The organism is Sphaerospermopsis kisseleviana CS-549, from assembly GCF_028329225.1.
GTDB lineage: Bacteria > Cyanobacteriota > Cyanobacteriia > Cyanobacteriales > Nostocaceae > Sphaerospermopsis > Sphaerospermopsis kisseleviana.
On record NZ_JAQMTI010000316.1, the window covers coordinates 1 to 22,594 of the forward strand.

Sequence of the window (22,594 nt, forward strand, 5' to 3'; positions counted from 1 at the left end):
GGACTGGGGACTGGGGACTGGGGACTGGGGACTGGTGATTGGTGATTGGTGATTGGTGACTGGTGATTGGTGACTGGGGAAGATTAATAACCCAATGACTAATGACTAATAACTAATGACTAATAACTAATAACTAATGACTAATGACTAATGACTAATGACTAATGACTAATAACATCTATATAAGTACCCAGGCAAAATTAATTGCACATAGTTATTGAAGAAAAAATCTCTGTAAACCTTACCTGTTACCTGTTACCTGTTCCCTGTTCCCTGTTCCCTCTCCTAACTATGAAATTTATTTTGCACGACTACTTATTAATTATTGCGGCTTTGTTAGATTACCTAATTGGTGATCCTTGGGGTTGGCCTCATCCCGTGCGAGTAATGGGTTGGTTAATTTCTGGTTTAAGTAAATTTTTTCTGCAACACTGTCAAAGTTCTCAAATACAACGTCTAGCTGGAATTGTACTTGCTATTATCCTCATTATTGGCAGCGGTTTATCTGGTTGGTTAATAGTTCAAATTGCTAGATGGTTACATCCATTTTTAGGAATTGTGGTGGAGAGCATTTTTTTAGCTAGTTGTTTTGCTCTTCATAGTTTGCGGAAAGCTGCTTTAGATGTTATCCAACCTTTAACAAAAGGTAACTTAGAATCAGCACGACAGATTTTAAGTAATTATGTAGGTCGGGATACGGAAAATCTCTCAGAAACAGAGGTTTTACGAGCAGTTCTGGAAACGGTGACAGAAAATGCTACTGATGGGGTCATGGCTCCTTTGTTTTATGCAATTGTGGGTGGATTAATACCATTGGTTGGACCTGTTCCTTTAGCACTAGCATATAAAGCCAGTAGTACCTTAGATTCAATGGTAGGTTATCGAGAAGCACCTTATACTTATATTGGTTGGTTCAGTGCTAAGTTAGAAGACTGTTTAACTTGGTTTCCTTGTCGGTTAACAGTGATGACTTTGGGATTTTTATCAATTAAACCTTTATATGTTTGGCGTATTTGTCGTCGGGATGCTATTCAAGATCCAAGTCCTAATTCTGGTTGGAGCGAGTGCGCCTATGCTGCTATTTTAGGTGTGCAGATGGGAGGTATAAACTGGTATCGTGGAGTAGCTAAACATAAACCACTCTTGGGAGATGCTATTTATCCCATTACCCCAACTTCGATTTCCCAAGCTTTACAATTAACTCGATATTCGTTTTTACTGTGGTTGGGGGTAGGAATATTGTTAATTTTATGAATAGGGAATAGGTATATTGAATTTAAAATTTAGAATTTATTTCTTCCCAATCACCAATCACCAATCACCAATCACCAATCACCAATCACCATGTCTACCAAAGTAGTTGAAATTCTCTCATCTGAAGAACTGCGTCGTACTTTAACCCGTCTCGCGTCTCAAATGGTGGAACGGACGCGAGATTTGTCACAATTGGTACTTTTGGGTATTCATACTAGAGGTGTGCCGTTAGCCAATTTATTGGCACGTCAAATAGAAACTCTTGAAGGTATCAGTGTGGATGTGGGAGCATTAGATATTACATTCTATCGTGATGATTTAGATAAAATTGGTTTAAGAACTCCAGCGAAAACCGATATACCTTTTGACTTGACGGGGAAAACTGTTGTTTTGGTAGATGATGTCATTTTCAAAGGTAGGACAATTCGTGCGGCTTTAAATGCAGTTAATGAGTATGGTAGACCAGAGGTGATTCGTTTGGCTGTATTAGTAGATAGGGGTCATCGGGAATTACCTATTCATCCTGATTTTGTGGGTAAAAAATTGCCTACTGCTAAGGAAGAAATTGTAAAAGTTTATTTACAAGATGAGGATGGAAGGGATGCAGTGGAGTTAATTGGTAATTGAATTTGATTGGTGATTGGTGATTGGTGATTGGTGATTGGTGATTGGTGATTGGTGATTGGGAATAATATTTATTACCTATTACCTATTAACTGCGCTAATAGTTTGTAATAATTGAGTTGCTGTAAAAGGTTTGCACAAAAAAGCTTTTACACCCATATCATAAACTGCGTTAACTTTATCGCTGGGAGCTAGTCCGCTAACAGCAATAATTTTGATATTGGGATTAATTTTTTTCAGGGTACGGATGCTGGTGAGTCCATCCATTGATGGCATGAATATATCAGTTAAAACTAAGGCTATTTGATCACGATGTTCTACATATAAGGCAATAGCTTCAATACCATCACGGGCAGTAATTACTTGATAATTATAGCTTTCAAGTGATGTTTTTGTAATTTCACAAATAGCAGATTCATCATCGACAACTAATATCATTTCTCCATTACCTTGCGGTAAAGATATTTCAGTTTCTTCTATAATTTCGGTTGTATCTTGTGCTGGTAAATAGATTTTAAATTGACTGCCTTTTTTTTCTTCACTATAAACATTGATAAAACCACCATGACTTTTGACAATTCCCAATACTGTAGAAAGACCTAAACCAGTACCTTGTCCAAATTCTTTGGTAGTAAAAAATGGTTCAAATATCCGGTCTATCATCGTAGATTTAATACCAATTCCTGTATCAGTCACAGTAATGACAACATAAGGTTTAGCTTGAGCATCAATGTGGATTTGGGCGTAATTTTCATCAACTAAAAGATTTTCGGCAGTGATTGTTAATGTACCACCGTTGGGCATAGCATCACGGGCATTAACACATAAATTCATTAACACTTGATGTAATTGAGTAGCATCACCAGATACAGTCCAAAGATTTTGGGGAATTTGGGTGATAACTTCCATGTTTTTAGGAAATGTTTCTTGAATAATTTGCTGAATTTCAATGAGTAAATGTTTGAGTTGTAAAAGAGTGCGATCGCCATCCATTCCCTTAGCAAAAGATAATACTTGTTTAACTAAATTTGCACCGCGTTTAGCATTGCTAATTAATATAGGTATTAGTCGTCGAGCGCGTTCGTCCTTCACTTGAGTTTCCAAAATTTGCGCTGTCATTAAAATAGGTGCGAGGACATTATTTAAATCATGGGCAATACCACTAGCTAAAGTGCCTATACTTTCTAGTCTTTGGGTGCGGAGAAATTGCTGTTCTAATTGCTTTTTTTGGGTAATATCAGTGTTAACAACTAAAATAGATTGGGGCTTGTTTCCAAATGCGGGTACTAAAGTCCAACGACTAGCAACGATTATTGTTTTACCACATTTGCTAATTTGCTCCAGTTCTCCTTCCCAAGAACCATGTTTAAGGAGTATTTTTAATGCTTCTGAAATTTGAGAAAAAATTTTTTCTGGACAAAGATGCTGGATTTTTTTTGTCAGGGCTTCTTCTTGACTCCAACCATATAGATGTTCAGCGGCTTTGTTCCAAAATAAAATTTTGTCATCTAAATCACCTACAAAGATAGCGTCTGTAGCGACATCAAGTAAAGCTGCTTGTTGGCGAATTTTGTGTTCTGTTTGTTTGCGTTCAAGGGCGTAGCGGATTGAACGTTCTAATAAAGGTGCAGTTAATTGACTTTTTTCTAAATAATCGGCTGCTCCGGTTTTCATAGCTTCCAAATCTATTTCTCGATCTCCTTGACCTGTAAGTAAAATAAAAGGACAATTACAACCATTATTAATAGCTTCACTCAACAAGTCTAAACCATTATCCGCCCCTAAACAATAATCTACTAAATAGATATCATGTTGGTGTCGAGCGATCGCTTCCCTAGCTAATTGATAACTTTCCACCCATTCTAACTCACAACCAGTTACTTGAAATTCCCGAAACCAATCACGAGTTAGAATATAATCATCTTCATCATCATCAATTAACAAAACTTTAATGAGTCTGTCATTCATGATCGCCTCTTACTGCTTATAGGGGCAGTTCTACAATTTCAAACCAGTATTTTCCTATAGTTTTCATCACCTCAACTAAGGATGTGAAATTTCCAGGTTTTTGAATAAAGGAATTTGCCCCTAAATTGTATGTATTATATATATCTTCTTCTGTGTTAGAACTTGTCATGACTATAACGGGAATGATCCGGTGTTGGGGGTGATTTTTAAGTTCTTTTAGTACCTCTAATCCATGTTTTTTGGGCATATTTAAATCCAGGAAAATTAAACCTGGTCGCGGTGCTTTATTCACATCAGTATACAAGCCACGATGAGATAAATAATCCATCAATTCTTCACCATCCCTGACGATATGTAGTTTGATAGGCAATCGGCTTTCTAGCAAAGCATCATGAACTAATAAGCTATCATCATCGTCGTCATCAGCCATTAAAATGGTGACTTTTGGTTGCCGATCTTTCACTCCTAATGTCTCCTTTTTACTCATTACAAGTATTAATTAATTATTCAATTATTCCTAAGCATTCAGTTGTATTTTTCAGCCGCTTGCTGAGGACTGACTGCCCTGGGTTGAATGCTGCCCACATTTGTACAATTAACATCATTTTGGGGTGTAGTAGTAATCCATCTCTGGGAGGAAAAATTAGAGATGAGAATTAATTGGTAAGGTAATAATAAATTTTGCTCCTTGTCCTGGTTGACTTTTTGCTGTAATAGTACCGTGATGGCGTTCAGTAATTTTGCGACAGATAGCTAAACCGATGCCCGTACCTTCGTATTCACTGCGACTATGCAACCTTTGAAAAACATTGAAAATGCGGTCAAGATATTTTTCTGGAAAACCAATACCATTATCTTCAACAATAATTTGATAATAGGTGTTACCAACGGATAAATCATCAATATCATTGTTGAAAAATTGACCATATATTTTGATCACAGGTGGTTGATTTGGACGATGAAACTTGAGGGCATTACCAATGAGATTTTGCAGTAATTGACGCATTTGTAAAGGATCACCTTGAATAATAGGTAATTCCCCTATTTCAATTTGTCCTCTAGTTTGCTGGATACTTACTTCTAAATCAGATAATACTTCTTGGGCAATTTGTGTTAAATTTACTGCTACATAAGGCTGCGCTCTAGTTGTGACTCGTGAAAGTGTCAATAAGCCTTCAATTAATGTTTCCATTCTCAAGGCTGCATTTTGCATTCGTTGTAAATAATCCCTTCCCTGTTCACTTAAAAATTCTCCACAAGTGACTTGCAATCTTTCAGCAAATGTTTTAATTTTCCGCAGTGGTTCTTGTAAATCGTGAGAAGCAATAAAAGCAAATTGTTGCAGTTCTTCGTTAGAACGAGCTAGTTCTTGTCGTTGCTTGGTTTCTTGTTCTAAAATCAAACTTTGTGCTAAAGCTATACCAATTTGATCTGCAAGTTGTCGCAAGAGTCCAATTTCCCAGTTAGTCCATTGACGGGTATGTAAACATTGATGGGCAACTAGCAAACCCCAAAATTGATTTTGGCGAAAAATAGGAACGACAAGGTTAGCTTTAACTGCAAATTGTTGCAGAAATTCTACATGACAGGGTTGAATCTCTGCTTTCTCGATGTCGCTAATAGCACTAATTCGCCCCTGACTGTATTGTTGGATATAATTTTCACTGAAACAAGGATCATTAATTTTCTGTCCGAGAACAACAGGTAAACCGGGAACTACAGCTTCTTTGACTGCGAGGAAAGAACCATTCCCATTCAGTTGTAAAATTAATACTCGATCTGCTTGGAGTAGCTTTTGTACTTCGGTAACGCTGGTTTGGAGGATATCCTCTATTTGTAAAGATTGCCGAATTTTCAGGGTGATATTGGCGAATAATTGCGATCGCAAGTTTTGTCTTTGTAATTCTGCTTCGGCTCGTTTGCGATCAGTCATATCCATCATGAACCCAATCATCCGCACTGGTTTATTTGTGTGGTCTTGAACAATATAACCACGGTCAAAAATATAGGCATAAGTACCATCTCTACGCAAAAAGCGGTATTCATTCGACCAAAATTGTTTATTACTATCAATTACAGCACGTAAATCAGAATTAATTCGTTGTCTATCATCTGGATGTATTCTTTCACGCCACCAATTTACATCTAAATACAATTCTTCGGATGTATAACCAAAAAGTGACTGTACTGATTGATTCCACCATACTTGATTGGTGAGTAAATCCCAATCTCTCAACACATCATTAGTAGCCAGTGCAACTATTTTAAATCTTTCTTCACTTTTTTTGATTGCTTCTTTTATTCTTTGATGCTCAATTTGTTTACGCTTAGTAATATCCATAGATACCCCACATATTTGTAAGGGTACTCCTGATAAATCTTTTCTCACTGCACCTTTACTAGCTAACCAGCGAATACTACCATCAGCCAAAACTACACGAAATTCAATTTCAAATGCTTCTCCGTCTTCAATAACTTTTTGATAAGTGCGGTTCACCAATTCTCGATCTTGGCTATGAATGCAGTTTAAAATAGTTTGATATGTGTGATGATAATGATCTTTATCTAAACCAAAAACACTTTCCAGATTATCCGATATGGTAATTTTATTGGTTGGGATATCGAAAGTCCAGATGCTGATGCCAGTTGCTTCTAATACCATCCTAATTTGTGTTTCCCAGTGATGCACTTGCTCACTTTGTCCTGGTATTTTTTTAGTCATTGAAAATCCGTTCTCCATTGTCAGTAGGCAGCTGATCGCTTTATAATAACGACAATTTTTAACAACTACTTACGTAAAATTGCATAAAAATTAGTTATGAAAACTCCATGTCTCCTGACCAAACCCAAAGCTGAAGATAGTTTTGGCATTACCTTGGCTCCATTATTTCTTGAGGAAATATATACCAAAGCCGATGATCCAGCTAATGGTGCAGTAGTAGTAATGAGTGGGATGGTTCGTAATCAAACAGATGGTAAAGCTGTGGTAGCTTTAGAGTATCAAGCTTATGAACCGATGGCTTTACAGATATTTTATCAAATTGCCGCTGATATTCGCAGTCAATGGCCGGATGTGAATCGAGTAGTCATATATCATCGGATCGGGCGGTTAAAAATTGGGGAAATTAGTGTTTTAGTAGCCGTGGGATGTCCCCATCGCAGTGAGGCGTTTGCAGCTTGTCAGTATGCTATTGATACTCTTAAACACAATGCACCAATTTGGAAAAAAGAACATTGGCAAGATGGTTCTAGTTCCTGGGTAAGTATTGGTGCTTGTGAACAAGAATGTTGAGGTTTTTTCGGTTAAGCCCAAAAAATCTCATGAGGGGATGCTGAATAAATGGGAAAACATTAACAGTTAAAGAATTTGAGCTATTTTGACTTTCAAAAAATGCAAGAGTTTTGAGGGTAAGAACTAAAAAACCTGGCACTTGAGATAAAAATTAAAACTTATACCAATTCTGTATGAAGATGCGCTAAATTATCTAACGAACCGCAAAGAACACAAAGAACACAAAGAAAGAGGTCAGAAAATTTAGCGCAGCCTCATAAATAAACGGTATTACCCACTGTCTAAAACTGTCACCTGTCATAAAATAGGAATGAGTCCGGGAAGGTGGGTAGAATGATTCCAAACAAGTCTACCATCAGTGGGTTTACTCATGATGGTTTACGCAGCTTCCAGAGGTGCCATTGTTAACCCAGCGCGGCACAACTGTTGATGATATAGTTCTGCTGGTTCTTGGGGACCTACCCAAACTATGGCTTGTCCTTCATAATGTACTTGGTTAGTTAGTTCCCAAGCGCGATCGCTCGACATTCCCGGAATATACTTCACTAAACATTCAGCCACGTGCTGAAAAGTATTGAAATCATCATTTAAGACAATCACCTTATAATTAGGATAGGTTTTCCGAGTAACTTGACTCACCCGATCCGGTGTTACAGTTGGTGCTGAGGCCATTCCATAAACAGCTGCAAGTCTTGTCTCCATAAATAAACTACATTTTCCCAAAAAACACTTCAAATATCTAGTTTACTTTATGGTTGGGTTGAGAATTGACAGCAGTTAAGCAAGACTACAATAAAGAATATATAAACTAATAACAGGTGAAAAATGAACACCTTTGAATTATATACAACAGACTTTCATGCTTGGACTCAAGAACAAGTTAATTTACTCAAAACTCAACAATGGCATACATTAGATACTGTGAACCTCATTGAAGAACTGGAAACCTTGGGAAGAAAAGAAAGACAAGAATTGAGAAATAGACTAGCAGTGTTGTTAGGACATCTATTAAAATGGCAATTTCAAGCCGAAAAACGTACTAACAGTTGGTTGAGTACAATTAAAGAACAACGTATTCAAATTAAACTACTTTTAGAAGATAGTCCTAGTCTAAAACCCTATTTAGAGGAAATGTTTCTCACAGCTTATGAACTCGGTTTAGCATTAGCAATACGGGAAACTCAACTTGGGGAAAAAGTATTTCCAGAAATATGTCCTTACACCTGCGAACAAACCCTCAACTCGGAATTTTTACCAGAATAGGTGACTGGTGACTGGGAAAATACAAATAATTTCTCCCCATTACCCCACTTATCGCCATTTTTCCCAATTTTGATTAAAAATAGAAGTATCAGGAAAAGCAGTAGGATTACCGTTTTTCTCTAAAATACCTTTTAAAACCTGTAATTTTGGTTCTAATCTCGGTAAATCATCAACTAACTGATAAGGTGCTATATTTTCCTTCAATGCAAAACTAGCTACAGTTCCCGCAGCAGCACCAGCAGACCATTCAAAAGAATGCACCCGATAAGCAGCAGCAGCTATGTGACTGGTAGCAATACTTTTACCCCCTACTACTAAATTATCAATTTTTTGGGGAATCATTGCTCTCAGGGCAATTTGAAAAGGATAAGCGTTACCTGCACCCCGTCTTTCTCCCGGACGTTCTATATTACCAGGTGCTTCTGGTGGACTGTTCAACATACAGGGGTGAAAGTCTATAGCGTAGTGACCGATACCCACAGCATCCGGGAAAATAGTGGAACGGCGACGCTTTCTTGCGTTATTTGGACTGACTTCACCCCTAATTACTAATATTGCTTCTATACCTGCTAGTGTCGCTTTTAACTGACGGTACATATCTGCGGGCAGAGTTTTCCGGTAATATTCATCATGATAATTATGGCGAGAAATATCAACTTCCCAAATACCAAACCCTTGGGGTTGTCCCCAACTGGGACGGCCAATAATGCGTCTTCCTTCACGCATATAAGGATATTTTGATAAACCAGATGCAGTTCCCATTGGTGAATTTATACCAGTTAATAAACGGTTATTCGGGTGGGTTTGTTTCACATTTGCACCGAGTTGAGAATCAGTATTTCCCGCAACTAACCAGTAATAATAAGCCAGAGCTTTTTCCTCTCCTTTACGGAGGGTTTCGGTTCTTAGTCCTCCTTTCCAGCCACCGGGTTGTAATTGACCAGTAGCTTGTAATTGTTGACGAGTATAAATTAAATTATCCTGTGCTGTTCCTGGTCGGTAGTCATTACCCCAAGTCCAGTTTTGCATAGATATATCCCCAGGTGTAGGAATTGTAAAATTAATACCACCGAATCTAGTTTGTTTACCTTTTTGGGGACTCCAAATACGACGATAGGTAAAAACTAAATCAAAATTGGCTAATCTTGATAGTTCATAACTAAAATATGGGGCATATTGATGATAAAATGGGGGCATGATTTGGGGTTGTGGTTCTTTAGTTGCCTCCATTGCAAAAGTATATGTAAAACCTTGGGTACAATAGGGATCATTTGTAGTGCTAGAAGATGAAGGTTCGAGATAGGAAATCGGATCAATTCCTAAACGATAAGGTACATCAGCTAAAGCAATAATTTCTCCAGTTTCACTGGCATCTATAACGTACCATTGATTATTATTTTTCTGTGATTGTTGGGGTAGAAAATGAATGATGGTTTTATTAAACCGGGAGGAATTTTGATAACTATAAGCATCTTCTATGGTTTGGGAAAGGGTGAATGTGTTTAAAGGTGGTGCGTTTTTTGCTGGTTGATGTTGAATGGCGATCGCACTATTGATAATTTTACCATCTGCACTAATTTGTAAATCTTTAATTACCGTATTTGGGAATAAATGTAATTTTCCTCGACCCTGTTTTTCTGCATCTTTCAACATTTGGTAAATGATATTATGAGCATCACGGGGAAGAAAACAGGAGTCACTTACCCAACAGTCACCGGGGTTAAGTTGACCATATTTTTGTTGTATGCGGTTTCGTAATTCTAAATATCCACGAGAATAGAATTGTTTTTCTCTTTGAGTTGGTCTTTCATCTAACGCAGATGTACCTTGAGAGGAAATTTGTCCCCCTAACCAGTCGGTAATTTCTGTGAAACAAACGGTGTTTCCTGCAAGTAAACTTTCGTAAGCTGTCGCAACTCCAGAAAGTCCACCACCGACAACGAGAATTTCACAGTTGACGGTTTTATCTGGGTTTCTGGGTGGGGTTGCGGTGACGGAGTAGGGTGTGAGGAAGGTGGTTAATAGGGTTATGCTGATGAGTTGGTGACAAGCCTTTTTTTGTCTATTTTTCATGGTTGATGCACTTTTGTAAACTACGTCCAATTGTAGACGGTGAGTTTGGGGGAAAGGTTCATACCTGATTTTACATGACTATGGTACTTAAAGTCCGTGGACTTAAAATCATCAATAGCTTTTAATTGTCTTTATGACAACACCTGATAATAAAAATATTCAAAAAAAATTTGGTAGTAAGCTACGTCAAATTCGCCATAATCTCAAACTATCTCAAGAGGAATTAGCACTTTTATGTAATTTAGACCGGAGTTATATAGGAGGAGTAGAACGTGGTGAAAGAAATATTAGCCTTGTGAATATCCATAAAATTGCAGATGCGTTGAATATTTCACCCAAAGAGTTTTTTGATGAATAATATTCCTGACAATATCAGACTGAAGGAACTAGCAATCATAGCTAATTCAAATAAACCTTTTTTTGATGACTTTATTGATTTTTTAAAATCAGAAAATTATCCTGGATTATATGAATTTGTTATTGAAAAAGATTCATATAAAGCGCAAGAAACTTTGCTTAAATATTTTAATCGCAAAGTTCCCAAAGACTTAAATTTATATGACGGTATTGCTCGTCCATATCCTCAAAGTAAAGCAAAATGGCTTTTTTTAGGTTGGATTTTTAGAGATGCTCCTATACAAAGACTACAAAATATACTCAAAAATATTGATGGTTCAACTGATGAGCGTAAAGCAATACTTTTAAATCATGTACGTGAGTATGTATCTACTATCTTACCTGAACCAGAAAGGTGGGAATGGTTTCCTATTTGTGAAGTGATGATGGAACGTTTAGAAGGAAGTCGTCGAGCTATAAAAGGAACTTTATTTGAGGCAATTGTGAGGGTAAATTTAAAAGAAATATTCAAAAATAACAATATAAATCTCATAGTTGGCGAAACTCAGATTAAACTTGCTGGAGAGACTTATGATGTTACAGTTACAGGGAATAAAGGAAAAATATTAATTCCAGTAAAAACAAGAGAAACTACTGGTGGTGGCCATGCTCTGCTTTTTACCAGAGATATTAACCAAGCAATTGACAAAGCAAATAATGAAGAATATAAGTGTATTCCCATTATTATAGCCGAAGCTTGGAAAATAGATTTTGATTCATTGAAATCTCATGAATTTATTCACATTGATAAAAACCCTAATCAAATAACTGAGGTAGAACCAATACTGAATAATAAACTAAAGGAAATTTTACAGATTTTTCAATCTATTGAATAATCAAGTATTAAAAATTCTCTTACTAGCAATCTGACAATAATCTTCATTAATATCAATACCAATAAATTTACGTCCTTTCTTCATCGCAACTAAACCCACAGTACCAGAACCAAAAAAAGGATCAAGAACTATTCCCCCCTCAGATGAACCTGCTAAAATACAAGGTTCTATTAACTGTTCTGGAAACACGGCAAAATGTGCATCTCTAAATTTAGATAAAGGAACTTCCCAAACAGTCCGCTTATTTCTTCCTTTAGGGTGAAACGCTTGATCCCATCTACCATTATGTAAATTAGAATTACCTGCATTTTTACCCTGTTCTGGAGTTCCCCCTTTTTTACCTAAATGATTTCTTCCACCCCGCATTTTACTATTTTCAGAAAAAGTTACATGAGGTTCACGAATAGCATCAGCATCATAGTAATACTTTGAACTTTTCGCCAATAAAAAAATATATTCGTGGTCAGTTGTAGGACGATTTTTCACAGAAGATGGCATAGCATTAGGTTTATACCAAATAATATCTGACCTTAAAATCCATCCTCTTTCTTTTAATGCTAATGCTAATTTCCAAGGTAAACCCGCTAAATTTCCATCTATATATTTATCCCCTACATTTAACCACAGTGTACCATCTTCTTTTAATACTCTTTTGATTTCATCAAATATTTCTAAAAGTCGGTTTATATATTCATCTGCACTTTCTTCAATCCCAATTTGTTTTTCTTTACCATAATCACGCTGTCCATAATAAGGGGGACTGGTGACAACTGTTTGTACTAATGAATCTGGCAGTTTTTTCAGAGCATCTAAAGCTTCTCCGTTAATGAGAAAATTAGCTTGCTCAAAATTAACTTCATCAATATCTGCGGTTTTGATGATTAACTTTCGATCTACATCGGCAAACAATGGAAGATTAGCAGTGATATAATCCAACACAGAATTTACTTAATTTTTCAGTAGTAATTATATTTATCATAAACTATTAACAATACAACATCAAGTAAAGGCTAAGATTTTTTATTTGTCTTATGACTGCGAATAACTGCTAATTTAACTTCTACTAATGCTGCTTCCTTTGGAGTTAGTTCCAAAAATTCTGCAACTGTTCCCACTTTCCAACCTTTAGCTTCTAGACGTTCCTGCTTTGATTTTTCCATATTTTTATCCTGATGATATTACTGGTATGACATAATTATGGTAAAATAAAATAACAGAAATGTAAACCAAACTGCACGATCAACATGGAACACACCAAAATTTCTATTCCTGTAGATGCTGCAATAGCACAGGCTTACACAAAATTATCTGAAGAAGAACCAAAAAAGATACAATTTCTCTTAGCTTTACGCATAAAAAATTTATTAGATGAACCCTCTATTTCTCTGAGTCACTTAATGGATGAAATTGGCACAAAAGCAGAAGCAAGAGGATTAAATTCTGAAATTTTAAATGATTTACTAAATGACGAATAATGCCAGGTCAATTATCACACCTCAAACATTTATCAGCCAACTATAGTCAAAATTTTTATAATTTTATACACTTTTTATACACTTTCATCAAACACCAAGCTGATTGAGAGATACCTTGTTTGACCCTAATCTGCTAATATCAAACAACCAGTCCGAAAACCAGTTACCCTAAATTGATAATCTATCATAGACATACCACCGCAAAAAACAACCTTACAGATAGGGAAAGTGCCATGAACAGCAAAAACCCCATTTTTTCAAAAAAAGCTTTAAAAATCGCCATTTTATTATCACCATTACTGTTATCTACAGGGTTTTGGGGTGGAAAACTGCAACTATCCGCTACTGCTCAGGTATTATCGAATCAGGAACGGGAAGAATTAACCAGACTGCGACAAGAAAACCGCCTTCAAAAGCAAGTACAGTCAGACTTTGAGCGTGCTTTTACTCGCACGAATACCCTACTTAATATTTGGTTAACGATTTTAAGTTTATTTCCTGTGGTTTTAATTGCTACTTTATGGTTATTGCGGAAAGCTATAATTAAGGATATTGTTGACCGTTCAATGCAGCAGGTACAAGGAATAGAAAAGTTGCAAACTCAATTAATTAATGTTAGTCAAGATTCTGAAAATTTGATTAAAACTTCTCAAAGTCTCACTCAGGAATTAGCACAGGAAGTTAATAGACTGAAAACCGCAATTCAAGGTGAAGAGGAAAATTTATCTATTCTTTTATCTGATTTACCAAAATCAAAACAGGAATTTCTCACAGCTTTAGAACGTGAAGTTGAATCTGCTCAAGAGAATATCAGCGATTTAGAATTTAGGTTAAATACTCAATTAGAACAAGTCACTTTATCTGCTCAACAACAAAAAATTACAATTGAAAATGTCAGAAAATTAGAAGCTGAGTTAGTTTCTCAATTTAAGCAAATGAAGTCAGCAGTGGAAAATCAAAAAGACGCTGCTGTTAATGATATTGAAACAACCCGTTCTCAGTTAATATCTCAACTTCAGGGTTTAGAATCGGAAACTTTACAACAAAAAGAAGAAACTTTTGAAAGTATAGCACAATCACGCTCAGATTTTACTGATCAGTTATTTCACTTTCAGTCCGATGCTCAACATCAAACAGATATTTTTATTGAGAATTTGTCAAAATTAAATAATCTGTTTAAATCCCAACTTGCTGAATTACAAACTGATGCTCAAAATCAACAAGGTGGTTTATTTGATAATTTAAATAAATTACAGCTTGACTTTTCTCAGCAACTATCATTATTACAAAATGCTGCTCAAATTCGTCAACAGGAAATCATTGATAATTTAGCAAAATCGGGTAATGAGTTTATTTCCCAATTGTCTGATGTTTACAGTGATGTACAGGAAAATATTCAACAACAAAAATCACAGAATTTAGAGAATTTACAAAAGTTAGAATCTGAATCTCTTAAACAAATTAGAGAATTACAAAATGTAGCGGAATTGCGTCAACAGCAAATAGTTGAGAATTTAGAAAAATCAGGTGATGAGTTTATTTCTCAGTTCGCTGATATTCAAACCGATATTCAGAAACAAAAATCACAAATTTTACAGAATTTACAAAAATTAGAATCTGAATCTATTGAGCAGATTAGGATTTTACCAAATGTGGCAGAATTACGTCAACAGCAAATAGTTGAGAATTTAGAAAAATCAGGTGATGAGTTTATTTCTCAGTTTGCTGATATTCAAACCGATATTCAAAAACAAAAATCACAGATTTTACAGAATTTACAAAAGTTAGAATCTGAATCTATTGAACAGATTAGGATTTTACCAAATGTAGCGGAACTGCGTCAACAGCAAATAGTTGAGAATTTAGAAAAATCAGGTGATGAGTTTATTTCTCAGTTTGCTGATATTCAAACTGATATTCAAAAACAAAAATCACAGATTTTACAGAATTTACAAAAGTTAGAATCTGAGTCTATCAACCAAATCAAAGTATTGCAAAATGTCGCTGAAGTGCGTCAACAGCAAATAGTTGAGAATTTAGAAAAATCAGGTGATGAGTTTATTTCTCAGTTTGCTGATATTCAAAGTAATTTTGAACAACAGAAATTGAGCATTTTAGAGAAGTTAGAACAGTTAGAAAAATTAGAAGCTGAGTTTGTTAAACAACTTGCAAAATTACAGTTAGACGCTCAAACTCGGAAAGAGTCTATTTTACAAGATTTAGCAACTATTCAACCTCAATTTATAGCTGAACCTGAAAATACACAACTAAATATACAAGTACAAGAAACCGCACCCGAAACAATACCAGAAACAATACCAGAACCCACACAAATAGAAGTTTCTGCGGATGACTATATCAAAGAAGCGGAAATGTTGTTTTCAGAAAAACGTTATGAAGATGCTTTAGCAATTTATGAACAAGTCGTTAATATTCAACCTGATAATGCAGAAGTTTGGTTAAAACGAGGTTTAATTCTTAGTCGTTTAAAAAGATATAAAGATGCGATAATGTCTTACAATAAAGCCATTAAAATTAACCCTGAATATCATCAAGCTTGGTGTGATATTGGTGTAGCTTGTGGTAATTTAGGTAAACACAAAGAAGCATTCAATTGTTTTGATAAAGCTACTCAGATCAAACCAGATGATAGTGTGGCTTGGTTAAATCGTGGTTTGTCTTTGGTAGAATTGGAACGTTATGAAGATGCGATCGCTTCTTTTGATCAAGCGTTAAAATTTCAACCCAACTCCCCGAAAATTTGGGATAAACGTGGTTACACCTTGGTAAGATTAGGCAAAGATGACGAAGCAATTACTAATTTCGATAAAGCACTAGAAATTAGACCAGACTATGCAAGTGCTTACTATAATAAAGCTGCTTGTTATGCACTACAAAGAGAAGTTGAATTAGCATTAGAGAATTTGCAAAAAGCAATTGAGCTTAAACCTAGCTACAAGGAAGATGCAGCTACAGATATAGATTTTGATGATATTAATAAAGATCAAACCTTTCAAAAATTAATTCAGAGTTAGTCATGAGAAATTAAAAATACCCCTGCATAGTTTCTACACAAATTAGAAGCTATAAAGGGGTAATTTGAAGTCATTAATGCCTCTTGCAAGGAGAGGGGGATGGAGCAGAGAAATTGAACAATAGGTAAGCTGCAATTGTGCAAGGAAAAGCCTTAACAACAACGTAGTTTCCTTTCACGGAAATCCTATCAATACCTCTTGATTGAAGATATAACTTATTTCTCCCATACCTCATCTATCTAGAGAAATAGTATAAATATACTCCAAGAATGATTGACTAAAGGATAAAATATATGATATTCGGCGTTATTTTTGATTGATTTGAACCTTTAAACAGGAAATTATCACTATACGAATAAACGCAGCCAAGGACACTTTTCCATAAATCCTGATGCTTTATTTTCAGCATTTATATCATTAATATGTGTTGGTGTGGGTCGAATAATGCCATCAAATAAATCATCTAAACCGTAAGGTGTGAAAAATCGCCATTCACCTAAGTCATTCATAGATACACCTACAGCAGTTGCAGTGTGTAACCAATCTTTAATTCCATCTTCTGTACTGTAATATATAGTTCTACCTGTCCGCCATCTACCAAAACTAGCTTGATTTTTAATATCAAATTCATACTGAGGAAATTGTGTAGTGAGAATTGATTTTACTTGTTGTTCCTGTTCTCGTGTTCCCTGTAAATCAAAAAAAGCAATATCAAAATCTTTGATGAATAATTGACATTTTTCACCAAATAGGTTAGACCATACGGTATTGCGTACTGCCCCTCCTGCTAACCACCAGTTGGGTAAGTTGATTTGAGCGATGTGTGGTAGTACATCTGCAATTACGGAATCTAAGAGAATAGTTTTTAATTTTGTAGAATCACTCATGATTTATTTCACAACTTGAAAATACAGATAAAGTCATTTATTGACAAGTATCATAACAAGTATGATACAATGCTTTGGATGACTAAAGTCCAGAAATGACGCAGAGAACGCAGAAATAAATAACGCAGAGTTTTATCAATGGAAAATTGACAATTGTTCCATTCAAGGCTTCCGCCGTGAGCGTCAGCCGATAGCGTAGCGTGGCGTTAGCCATACGGTTTAAAACCTCTCCGTTCAAGGGATAGGTAATTGTCAATTATTGAAAACCTACAAAGGCTACGGCTTTTGATAAAATGGTGAATAGACTAAAAATACATGATATTAATTAAGCGTAATTTCCCATGACCACTTCTTCCCGTCGTTATCACATTACTACTTTCGGCTGCCAAATGAATAAGGCCGATTCAGAGCGCATGGCTGGCATTCTGGAAGATATGGGCTTTGAATGGTCAGAAGATCCTAATGATGCTAATGTGATTCTTTATAATACTTGCACGATTAGAGATAATGCGGAACAAAAGGTTTATTCTTATTTAGGTAGACAGGCAAAGCGTAAGCATAAAGAAACTGATTTAACTTTAGTGGTTGCTGGTTGTGTGGCACAACAGGAAGGTGAATCTTTACTGCGTCGTGTTCCTGAGTTAGATTTAGTGATGGGTCCCCAACACGCTAACCGTCTCAAAGATTTGCTAGAGTCGGTTTTTGAGGGTAATCAGGTTGTCGCTACGGAAGAAGTACATATTTTAGAGGATATTACCCAACCAAGGCGAGATAGTAAAGTGACTGCTTGGGTAAATGTGATTTATGGTTGTAATGAGCGTTGTACTTATTGTGTAGTTCCTAATGTGCGGGGTGTGGAACAGTCTCGCACACCAGAAGCTATCCGTGCGGAAATTGAAACTTTAGGAAAACAAGGTTACAAAGAAATTACCCTTTTAGGTCAAAATATTGACGCTTATGGACGGGATTTACCCGGTTCAACTCCCGAAGGTCGTCATTTGCACACTTTGACAGATTTACTTTATTATGTCCATGATGTTCCAGGAATTGAAAGAATTAGATTTGCTACTAGTCATCCCCGGTATTTTACGGAAAGGTTAATTAAAGCCTGTGCGGAATTGCCCAAGGTTTGCGAGCATTTTCACATTCCTTTTCAGTCTGGGGATAATGAAGTGTTGAAAGCAATGTCACGAGGTTATACCCAGGATAAATACCGACGGATTATTGATACAATACGTAAGTATATGCCAGATGCTTCTATTAGTGCGGATGCTATCGTCGGTTTTCCTGGGGAGACTGAAGAACAGTTTGAGAATACTTTAAAATTGGTGGCTGATATTGGTTTTGATCAGTTGAATACTGCTGCATATTCACCCCGTCCGGGTACACCTGCGGCGCTGTGGGATAATCAGTTAAGCGAGGAGGTTAAGAGCGATCGCCTACAAAGATTAAATCATTTAGTGGCGATTAAAGCAGCCGAGCGATCGCAACGTTATTTTGGCAGAGTTGAGGAAGTTCTAGTTGAGGATCAAAACAGCAAAGATCCAACTCAGGTGATGGGAAGAACCGGAGGAAACCGCCTGACTTTCTTTACAGGAGATATCAATGAACTCAAGGGAAAAATAGTCAAGGTGAAAATTACTGAAGTTCGCGCTTTTAGTTTAAGTGGTGAACCTGTAGATGTGCGGGAAGCGGTGATGGTGTGACTGGGGACTGGGGACTGGGGACTGGGGAAAATTTTTATCTCCTGACTCCTGACTCTTGAACTCCTGTCTATTGAACCCATATCAAAATCCTTAACTAAGGAGATCAACAAAATGTCACAAGAAGAGTTTCAAGAAAAAATCTTAAATTCACTCGAAGAATTGAAAGCTGATGTGGCAAAATCAAATGAGAAATTTGAGGTATACAGGCAAGCTACGCAGTCACTGGTTAATCTGGCTTTCGGTTTGATTGCCAGTGCTACGATAATTACGGTCTTTCTTAATCCTGACCTCAACTAACCAGTTTAGCATTTTTGCCGTTTTTTCTTAACCAGAAATGAATACAATGACTGTTAATGCTAGATAATAGGAAAGCCTTAACATTTACTAACAGCCCGGAAAAAAGAACTAAATTACTATGCGAACTCACTATTGCGGCGAACTCCGACAAGAGCATATTGGAGAAACTGTAACATTATACGGTTGGGTGGACCGTCGCCGCGATCATGGGGGTGTGATATTCTTGGATTTACGCGATCGCTCTGGTATTGTGCAAATTGTCAGCGATCCTCAACGCACCCCAGACTCCTACGAACTGGCTAACACCATACGTAATGAATACGTTGTAGAAATTACTGGAAGAGTTACCCAACGCCCCGCAGAATCTTTAAATCCTCGTATTCCTACTGGTGAAATAGAAATTTACGCTGATAAAATTCACATCCTCAACGCTGTGCGTAAACAGCTACCTTTTCAGGTTTCCACCGCAGATACAGAAAATGTGAGGGAAGACTTGCGGTTAAAATATCGTTATTTAGATTTACGACGCGATCGCATGGCGCAAAATATGCAGTTACGTCACCAAGTCGTGAAAGCAATGCGTCGTTATTTAGAAGATAACGAAGGTTTCATTGAAATAGAAACACCCGTACTTACCCGTTCCACTCCCGAAGGTGCGCGTGATTATATTCTTCCCAGTCGCGTTAATGAAGGGGAATGGTTCGCTTTACCCCAGTCACCGCAACTATTCAAGCAAATATTGATGGTATCCGGGATGGATAGATACTATCAAATTGCGAGATGTTTCCGTGATGAAGACTTACGTGCAGACAGACAACCGGAGTTTACCCAGTTAGACATGGAAATGAGTTTCATGTCTCAAGAGGAAATAATAGAACTCAACGAAAAATTAGTTTGTCACATTTTCAAAACCGTCAAAAATATTGACTTACCCCGTCCTTTTCCGCGTCTAACTTATAAAGATGCGATGAATAAATACGGAAGTGATAAACCAGATACCCGCTATGGTTTAGAATTAGTTGATGTTTCCGATGTTTTAAAAGATTCCGGTTTTAAAGTCTTTAATGATGCCATTTCTAAAGGTGGAATTGTGAAAATTCTGCCTATTCCTAACGGTAATGATGCCATCTCAAATGTTCGCATTAAACCAGGTGGAGACATTTTCAAAGAAGCAGCAGAAGCGGGAGCTAAAGGTTTAGCTTATATTCGCGTGCGGGAAAATGGAGAAATTGACACCATTGGCGCGATTAAAGATAATTTGACACCGGAACAAAAGCAGGAAATTTTAACTAGAACTGGTGCAAAAGACGGTCATTTATTATTATTTGCTGCTGCTGATATAGGAACAGTAAATAAAACATTGGATCGGTTGCGTCAGTTTGTGGCTAGGGAATTTAATTTAATTCCTGAAGGGAAAAATAACTTTCTGTGGATTACAGATTTCCCGATGTTTGAATGGAATGCAGATGAGAAAAGATTAGAAGCATTACATCACCCATTTACAGCACCCCATCCCGATGATTTGCATGATTTGAAAACCGCCCGCGCTCAAGCTTACGACTTGGTTTTAAATGGTTTTGAAGTGGGTGGTGGCAGTCTGCGAATTTATCAAAGAGAAGTGCAATCTCAGGTGTTTGAAACTATTGGTTTATCTACCGAAGAAGCACAAAATAAATTCGGCTTTTTGTTAGAAGCTTTTGAATATGGTACACCTCCTCACGGTGGTATTGCCTATGGTTTAGATCGCTTGGTAATGTTGTTAGCTGGAGAAGAATCAATTCGTGATGTAATTGCTTTTCCGAAGACGCAACAAGCACGCTGTTTGTTAACAGATGCACCTGCTGGTGTGGATGGTAAACAGTTGAAAGAACTTCATGTTGCTTCGACGGTGAAACCGAAGGTGAAAGAGTAAAGTTTAAGATCCCCGACTTGTGTTAATAAAATTAAGAAGTCGGGGATCTGGAGATAAAGATATTTTCAATTAATTCTGGTTTAAAATCCCTACTAAAATTTTCATTAATATTTCTAAGTCGGTGGGAACTCGATATAACATTAAGTCTTGAGTTATGATTCTAGTATCACGTTGAAAACTGCCAAATTGCCATATATCCCCTGTAGTGACTGCACCATATAATATTGGTTCATCTGTTGATATCCATTCATTGACTGCAATTAATTCTACTGCAAGTTGAGTAAAACCCCTTGTTAAATCTGCTTGTTTTGCTTCTACCACTAATATTTGATGTTGAGTTTGCAGGTAATAATCTAAGTCACCTCGCAAAAATTGATTTATTTCTATGGGATATTCTATATTAATTGTTGCTTGGGTAATGTGGGCAATTTCTAATAAAATAGGAGCAATTAATACTTCTCTGCGTGCAGCTTCGCTAGTTAAACTGACTCTTTGAATTGCTTCTTCTAATCTTTCTTTTAAGTCATTTAGTCTAGTAATTTGATTGTTAGTGGTTGGGAAATTAATATTACTTTTGATTAAGGTTGATCCTAGTTCTTGTAAAATGTCCGCAGGTGCAAATCTTAAATCAAAGTATTTACGAAATGTGTAGGTTTCAGTAGGTTTGAGAATTTGCGGACGATGGGGGGTATTCATAAGATTGTAAGTTATATTGTAATTGTAGATTTTTATTGTCTATATTATAGATTTTATTTCACGCAGAGACGCAGAGAAGAGAGAAAGAGTGTAATAGACCTCTCCGAAAAAGATGTAGGGACAATTCATGAATTGTCCCTACGAATGGGTTTCAGGTTACGCTTATGTAATTTTCGGAGATGTCTATTGAGATATTGAAGGTGCGATTTTTTGGGATGAAGGAGATGGATCGCTGTTTGGTGAGGTGGAGAGATGGGTTAGTGGTAGCTTACCGTAAGTATCGCTAACTACTTCAAAATATTTAACTCCAAAAAATGTCATTTAATAATGTGTCAATATCACAATCAAACTGCCATAAATCAGGAAACTCATACTGTGGATAATCTTCTCGGATTTCCTTGAGTACATCTTGCCAGATCTCGTCAAAAATTTCAGGCAAATAATTTTTAAGACTAGGTGACTTTGCTAAACGTCGTTTAATTTGTTTACGTTGTTCTCTAATAGTTCTTTCCCAACCATTGTAATCATTTACTAAAGGAACATATAATCGTTTCAAAATATGCGATAATAATACATCCAAACGACTTTCTAATTCATCCCGATAAGATCGCCCCAAATCCTCAATCTCCTCTATCAAATTCTCAACATCCACATTTTCAAAGTCCCTAGCTTTTAATTTAGCTATAGTCTCTTGAGTCCAATGTAAATAATCAGATTCATATAAGGATTTTTTAGCAATTACTTGAGTCATTGATTTGTAGCTCCTGCAATAAATCCATTATTATATTAACATTATTGCTGATCACATAGCTATGGGTAGGGGTTTAGCATTGCTAAACCCCTATAGGATTATTGTAGTGGGATTTTAATATTATTCCCT

General features: G+C 36.4%; 21 protein-coding genes and 1 pseudogene. 11 read left to right on the forward strand and 11 right to left on the reverse strand.

Translation table 11 applies throughout. From position 1 onward, the window contains the following. Window positions 1–291 precede the first annotated feature (291 nt). Window positions 292–1,254: an adenosylcobinamide-phosphate synthase CbiB gene (gene cbiB / locus PN497_RS24035; RefSeq protein WP_096571488.1), complete on the forward strand. Its 963-nt coding sequence runs from the start codon at window positions 292–294 to the stop codon at window positions 1,252–1,254. 90 nt (window positions 1,255–1,344) lie between these two features. Next, window positions 1,345–1,881 (forward strand): bifunctional pyr operon transcriptional regulator/uracil phosphoribosyltransferase PyrR, encoded by a 537-nt coding sequence (gene pyrR, locus PN497_RS24040; protein ID WP_096571490.1) that lies wholly within the window; start codon window positions 1,345–1,347, stop codon window positions 1,879–1,881. Window positions 1,882–1,959: 78 nt separating this feature from the next. Here the strand turns inward: pyrR and PN497_RS24045 are convergent, their stop codons facing one another. From PN497_RS24045 to PN497_RS24055, 3 genes are all read right to left on the reverse strand, one after another. Beyond that, window positions 1,960–3,846, reverse strand: a complete 1,887-nt coding sequence (locus tag PN497_RS24045; RefSeq protein ID WP_096571491.1) for a hybrid sensor histidine kinase/response regulator — start codon at window positions 3,844–3,846, stop codon at window positions 1,960–1,962. A gap of 16 nt (window positions 3,847–3,862) precedes the next feature. Next, window positions 3,863–4,309, reverse strand: a complete 447-nt coding sequence (locus PN497_RS24050) for a response regulator (protein WP_096572809.1) — start codon at window positions 4,307–4,309, stop codon at window positions 3,863–3,865. Window positions 4,310–4,489: 180 nt separating this feature from the next. Next, window positions 4,490–6,568: a PAS domain-containing sensor histidine kinase gene (locus PN497_RS24055; protein ID WP_096571493.1), complete on the reverse strand. Its 2,079-nt coding sequence runs from the start codon at window positions 6,566–6,568 to the stop codon at window positions 4,490–4,492. Between the two features lie 96 nt (window positions 6,569–6,664). On the opposite strand from PN497_RS24055, the gene PN497_RS24060 reads away from it, so the two are divergent. Beyond that, on the forward strand, window positions 6,665–7,138 hold the full coding sequence (locus PN497_RS24060) for a molybdenum cofactor biosynthesis protein MoaE (RefSeq protein WP_096571496.1): 474 nt from the start codon (window positions 6,665–6,667) through the stop codon (window positions 7,136–7,138). A gap of 300 nt (window positions 7,139–7,438) precedes the next feature. Here the strand turns inward: PN497_RS24060 and PN497_RS24065 are convergent. Both PN497_RS24065 and clpS read right to left on the reverse strand, forming a co-directional pair. Then, window positions 7,439–7,510 (reverse strand): annotated as a pseudogene (locus PN497_RS24065) (DUF2103 domain-containing protein); the annotation flags it as partial. Window positions 7,511–7,516: 6 nt separating this feature from the next. Further along, complete coding sequence (clpS, locus tag PN497_RS24070) at window positions 7,517–7,840, reverse strand: ATP-dependent Clp protease adapter ClpS (RefSeq protein WP_096571502.1); 324 nt, start codon at window positions 7,838–7,840, stop codon at window positions 7,517–7,519. A gap of 123 nt (window positions 7,841–7,963) precedes the next feature. Here clpS and PN497_RS24075 point away from each other — a divergent pair, with 123 nt between their 5' ends. Continuing rightward, on the forward strand, window positions 7,964–8,401 hold the full coding sequence (locus PN497_RS24075) for a DUF29 domain-containing protein (RefSeq protein ID WP_096571504.1): 438 nt from the start codon (window positions 7,964–7,966) through the stop codon (window positions 8,399–8,401). A 48-nt stretch (window positions 8,402–8,449) separates the two neighbouring features. Here the strand turns inward: PN497_RS24075 and PN497_RS24080 are convergent, their stop codons facing one another. Next, window positions 8,450–10,474 carry an FAD-dependent oxidoreductase gene (locus tag PN497_RS24080; RefSeq protein ID WP_096571506.1) on the reverse strand — a complete coding sequence of 675 codons (2,025 nt, stop codon included), beginning with the start codon at window positions 10,472–10,474 and terminating at the stop codon, window positions 8,450–8,452. Window positions 10,475–10,607: 133 nt separating this feature from the next. Between PN497_RS24080 and PN497_RS24085 the strand changes: the two genes are divergently transcribed. Beyond that, on the forward strand, window positions 10,608–10,832 hold the full coding sequence (locus tag PN497_RS24085; RefSeq protein ID WP_096571508.1) for a helix-turn-helix domain-containing protein: 225 nt from the start codon (window positions 10,608–10,610) through the stop codon (window positions 10,830–10,832). Continuing rightward, complete coding sequence (locus tag PN497_RS24090; RefSeq protein WP_096571510.1) at window positions 10,825–11,706, forward strand: hypothetical protein; 882 nt, start codon at window positions 10,825–10,827, stop codon at window positions 11,704–11,706. The genes PN497_RS24085 and PN497_RS24090 overlap by 8 nt, the downstream gene beginning before the upstream one ends. Here the strand turns inward: PN497_RS24090 and PN497_RS24095 are convergent, their stop codons facing one another. Next, a complete protein-coding gene (locus PN497_RS24095) occupies window positions 11,707–12,645 on the reverse strand; it encodes a DNA-methyltransferase (RefSeq protein WP_096571512.1) in 939 nt (312 codons plus the stop codon). Window positions 12,646–12,716: 71 nt separating this feature from the next. Continuing rightward, complete coding sequence (locus tag PN497_RS24100; RefSeq protein ID WP_162501912.1) at window positions 12,717–12,866, reverse strand: hypothetical protein; 150 nt, start codon at window positions 12,864–12,866, stop codon at window positions 12,717–12,719. Between the two features lie 84 nt (window positions 12,867–12,950). Here PN497_RS24100 and PN497_RS24105 point away from each other — a divergent pair, with 84 nt between their 5' ends. Beyond that, a complete protein-coding gene (locus PN497_RS24105) occupies window positions 12,951–13,181 on the forward strand; it encodes a hypothetical protein (RefSeq protein WP_096571514.1) in 231 nt (76 codons plus the stop codon). Between the two features lie 233 nt (window positions 13,182–13,414). Then, entirely contained in the window at window positions 13,415–16,216 is a 2,802-nt protein-coding gene (locus tag PN497_RS24110; RefSeq protein WP_096571517.1) for a tetratricopeptide repeat protein, read from the forward strand. Window positions 16,217–16,563: 347 nt separating this feature from the next. On the opposite strand, the gene PN497_RS24115 is transcribed toward PN497_RS24110, so the two are convergent. Beyond that, window positions 16,564–17,103 carry a nucleotidyltransferase family protein gene (locus PN497_RS24115; RefSeq protein ID WP_096571519.1) on the reverse strand — a complete coding sequence of 180 codons (540 nt, stop codon included), beginning with the start codon at window positions 17,101–17,103 and terminating at the stop codon, window positions 16,564–16,566. 341 nt (window positions 17,104–17,444) lie between these two features. Between PN497_RS24115 and miaB the strand changes: the two genes are divergently transcribed. From miaB to aspS, 3 genes are all read left to right on the forward strand, one after another. Further along, window positions 17,445–18,809, forward strand: coding sequence for a tRNA (N6-isopentenyl adenosine(37)-C2)-methylthiotransferase MiaB (gene miaB / locus PN497_RS24120; protein WP_096571521.1), 1,365 nt, complete (start codon window positions 17,445–17,447; stop codon window positions 18,807–18,809). 111 nt (window positions 18,810–18,920) lie between these two features. Next, the gene (locus tag PN497_RS24125) at window positions 18,921–19,106 is read left to right on the forward strand and encodes a hypothetical protein (RefSeq protein ID WP_096571523.1); all 186 of its coding nucleotides are present in this window, start codon (window positions 18,921–18,923) and stop codon (window positions 19,104–19,106) included. Between the two features lie 118 nt (window positions 19,107–19,224). Beyond that, complete coding sequence (gene aspS, locus PN497_RS24130; RefSeq protein WP_096571525.1) at window positions 19,225–21,018, forward strand: aspartate--tRNA ligase; 1,794 nt, start codon at window positions 19,225–19,227, stop codon at window positions 21,016–21,018. A 69-nt stretch (window positions 21,019–21,087) separates the two neighbouring features. Here aspS and PN497_RS24135 read toward each other — a convergent pair whose 3' ends face one another. Together PN497_RS24135 and PN497_RS24140 are read right to left on the reverse strand one after the other, a co-directional pair. Continuing rightward, window positions 21,088–21,714: a hypothetical protein gene (locus tag PN497_RS24135; RefSeq protein ID WP_096571527.1), complete on the reverse strand. Its 627-nt coding sequence runs from the start codon at window positions 21,712–21,714 to the stop codon at window positions 21,088–21,090. A 301-nt stretch (window positions 21,715–22,015) separates the two neighbouring features. Continuing rightward, complete coding sequence (locus tag PN497_RS24140) at window positions 22,016–22,465, reverse strand: DUF29 domain-containing protein (RefSeq protein ID WP_096571529.1); 450 nt, start codon at window positions 22,463–22,465, stop codon at window positions 22,016–22,018. Between the last annotated feature and the right edge of the window lie 129 nt (window positions 22,466–22,594).

Bases quoted from the DNA above. Each gene is read 5' to 3' on its own strand.
- cbiB (WP_096571488.1), top strand. From the start codon at position 292: ATGAAATTTATTTTGCACGACTACTTATTAATTATTGCGGCTTTGTTA.
- pyrR (WP_096571490.1), top strand. From the start codon at position 1,345: ATGTCTACCAAAGTAGTTGAAATTCTCTCATCTGAAGAACTGCGTCGT.
- PN497_RS24045 (WP_096571491.1), bottom strand. From the start codon at position 3,846: ATGAATGACAGACTCATTAAAGTTTTGTTAATTGATGATGATGAAGAT.
- PN497_RS24055 (WP_096571493.1), bottom strand. From the start codon at position 6,568: ATGACTAAAAAAATACCAGGACAAAGTGAGCAAGTGCATCACTGGGAA.
- PN497_RS24060 (WP_096571496.1), top strand. From the start codon at position 6,665: ATGAAAACTCCATGTCTCCTGACCAAACCCAAAGCTGAAGATAGTTTT.
- clpS (WP_096571502.1), bottom strand. From the start codon at position 7,840: ATGGAGACAAGACTTGCAGCTGTTTATGGAATGGCCTCAGCACCAACT.
- PN497_RS24075 (WP_096571504.1), top strand. From the start codon at position 7,964: ATGAACACCTTTGAATTATATACAACAGACTTTCATGCTTGGACTCAA.
- PN497_RS24080 (WP_096571506.1), bottom strand. From the start codon at position 10,474: ATGAAAAATAGACAAAAAAAGGCTTGTCACCAACTCATCAGCATAACC.
- PN497_RS24085 (WP_096571508.1), top strand. From the start codon at position 10,608: ATGACAACACCTGATAATAAAAATATTCAAAAAAAATTTGGTAGTAAG.
- PN497_RS24090 (WP_096571510.1), top strand. From the start codon at position 10,825: ATGAATAATATTCCTGACAATATCAGACTGAAGGAACTAGCAATCATA.
- PN497_RS24100 (WP_162501912.1), bottom strand. From the start codon at position 12,866: ATGGAAAAATCAAAGCAGGAACGTCTAGAAGCTAAAGGTTGGAAAGTG.
- PN497_RS24105 (WP_096571514.1), top strand. From the start codon at position 12,951: ATGGAACACACCAAAATTTCTATTCCTGTAGATGCTGCAATAGCACAG.
- PN497_RS24110 (WP_096571517.1), top strand. From the start codon at position 13,415: ATGAACAGCAAAAACCCCATTTTTTCAAAAAAAGCTTTAAAAATCGCC.
- PN497_RS24115 (WP_096571519.1), bottom strand. From the start codon at position 17,103: ATGAGTGATTCTACAAAATTAAAAACTATTCTCTTAGATTCCGTAATT.
- miaB (WP_096571521.1), top strand. From the start codon at position 17,445: ATGACCACTTCTTCCCGTCGTTATCACATTACTACTTTCGGCTGCCAA.
- PN497_RS24125 (WP_096571523.1), top strand. From the start codon at position 18,921: ATGTCACAAGAAGAGTTTCAAGAAAAAATCTTAAATTCACTCGAAGAA.
- aspS (WP_096571525.1), top strand. From the start codon at position 19,225: ATGCGAACTCACTATTGCGGCGAACTCCGACAAGAGCATATTGGAGAA.
- PN497_RS24135 (WP_096571527.1), bottom strand. From the start codon at position 21,714: ATGAATACCCCCCATCGTCCGCAAATTCTCAAACCTACTGAAACCTAC.
- PN497_RS24140 (WP_096571529.1), bottom strand. From the start codon at position 22,465: ATGACTCAAGTAATTGCTAAAAAATCCTTATATGAATCTGATTATTTA.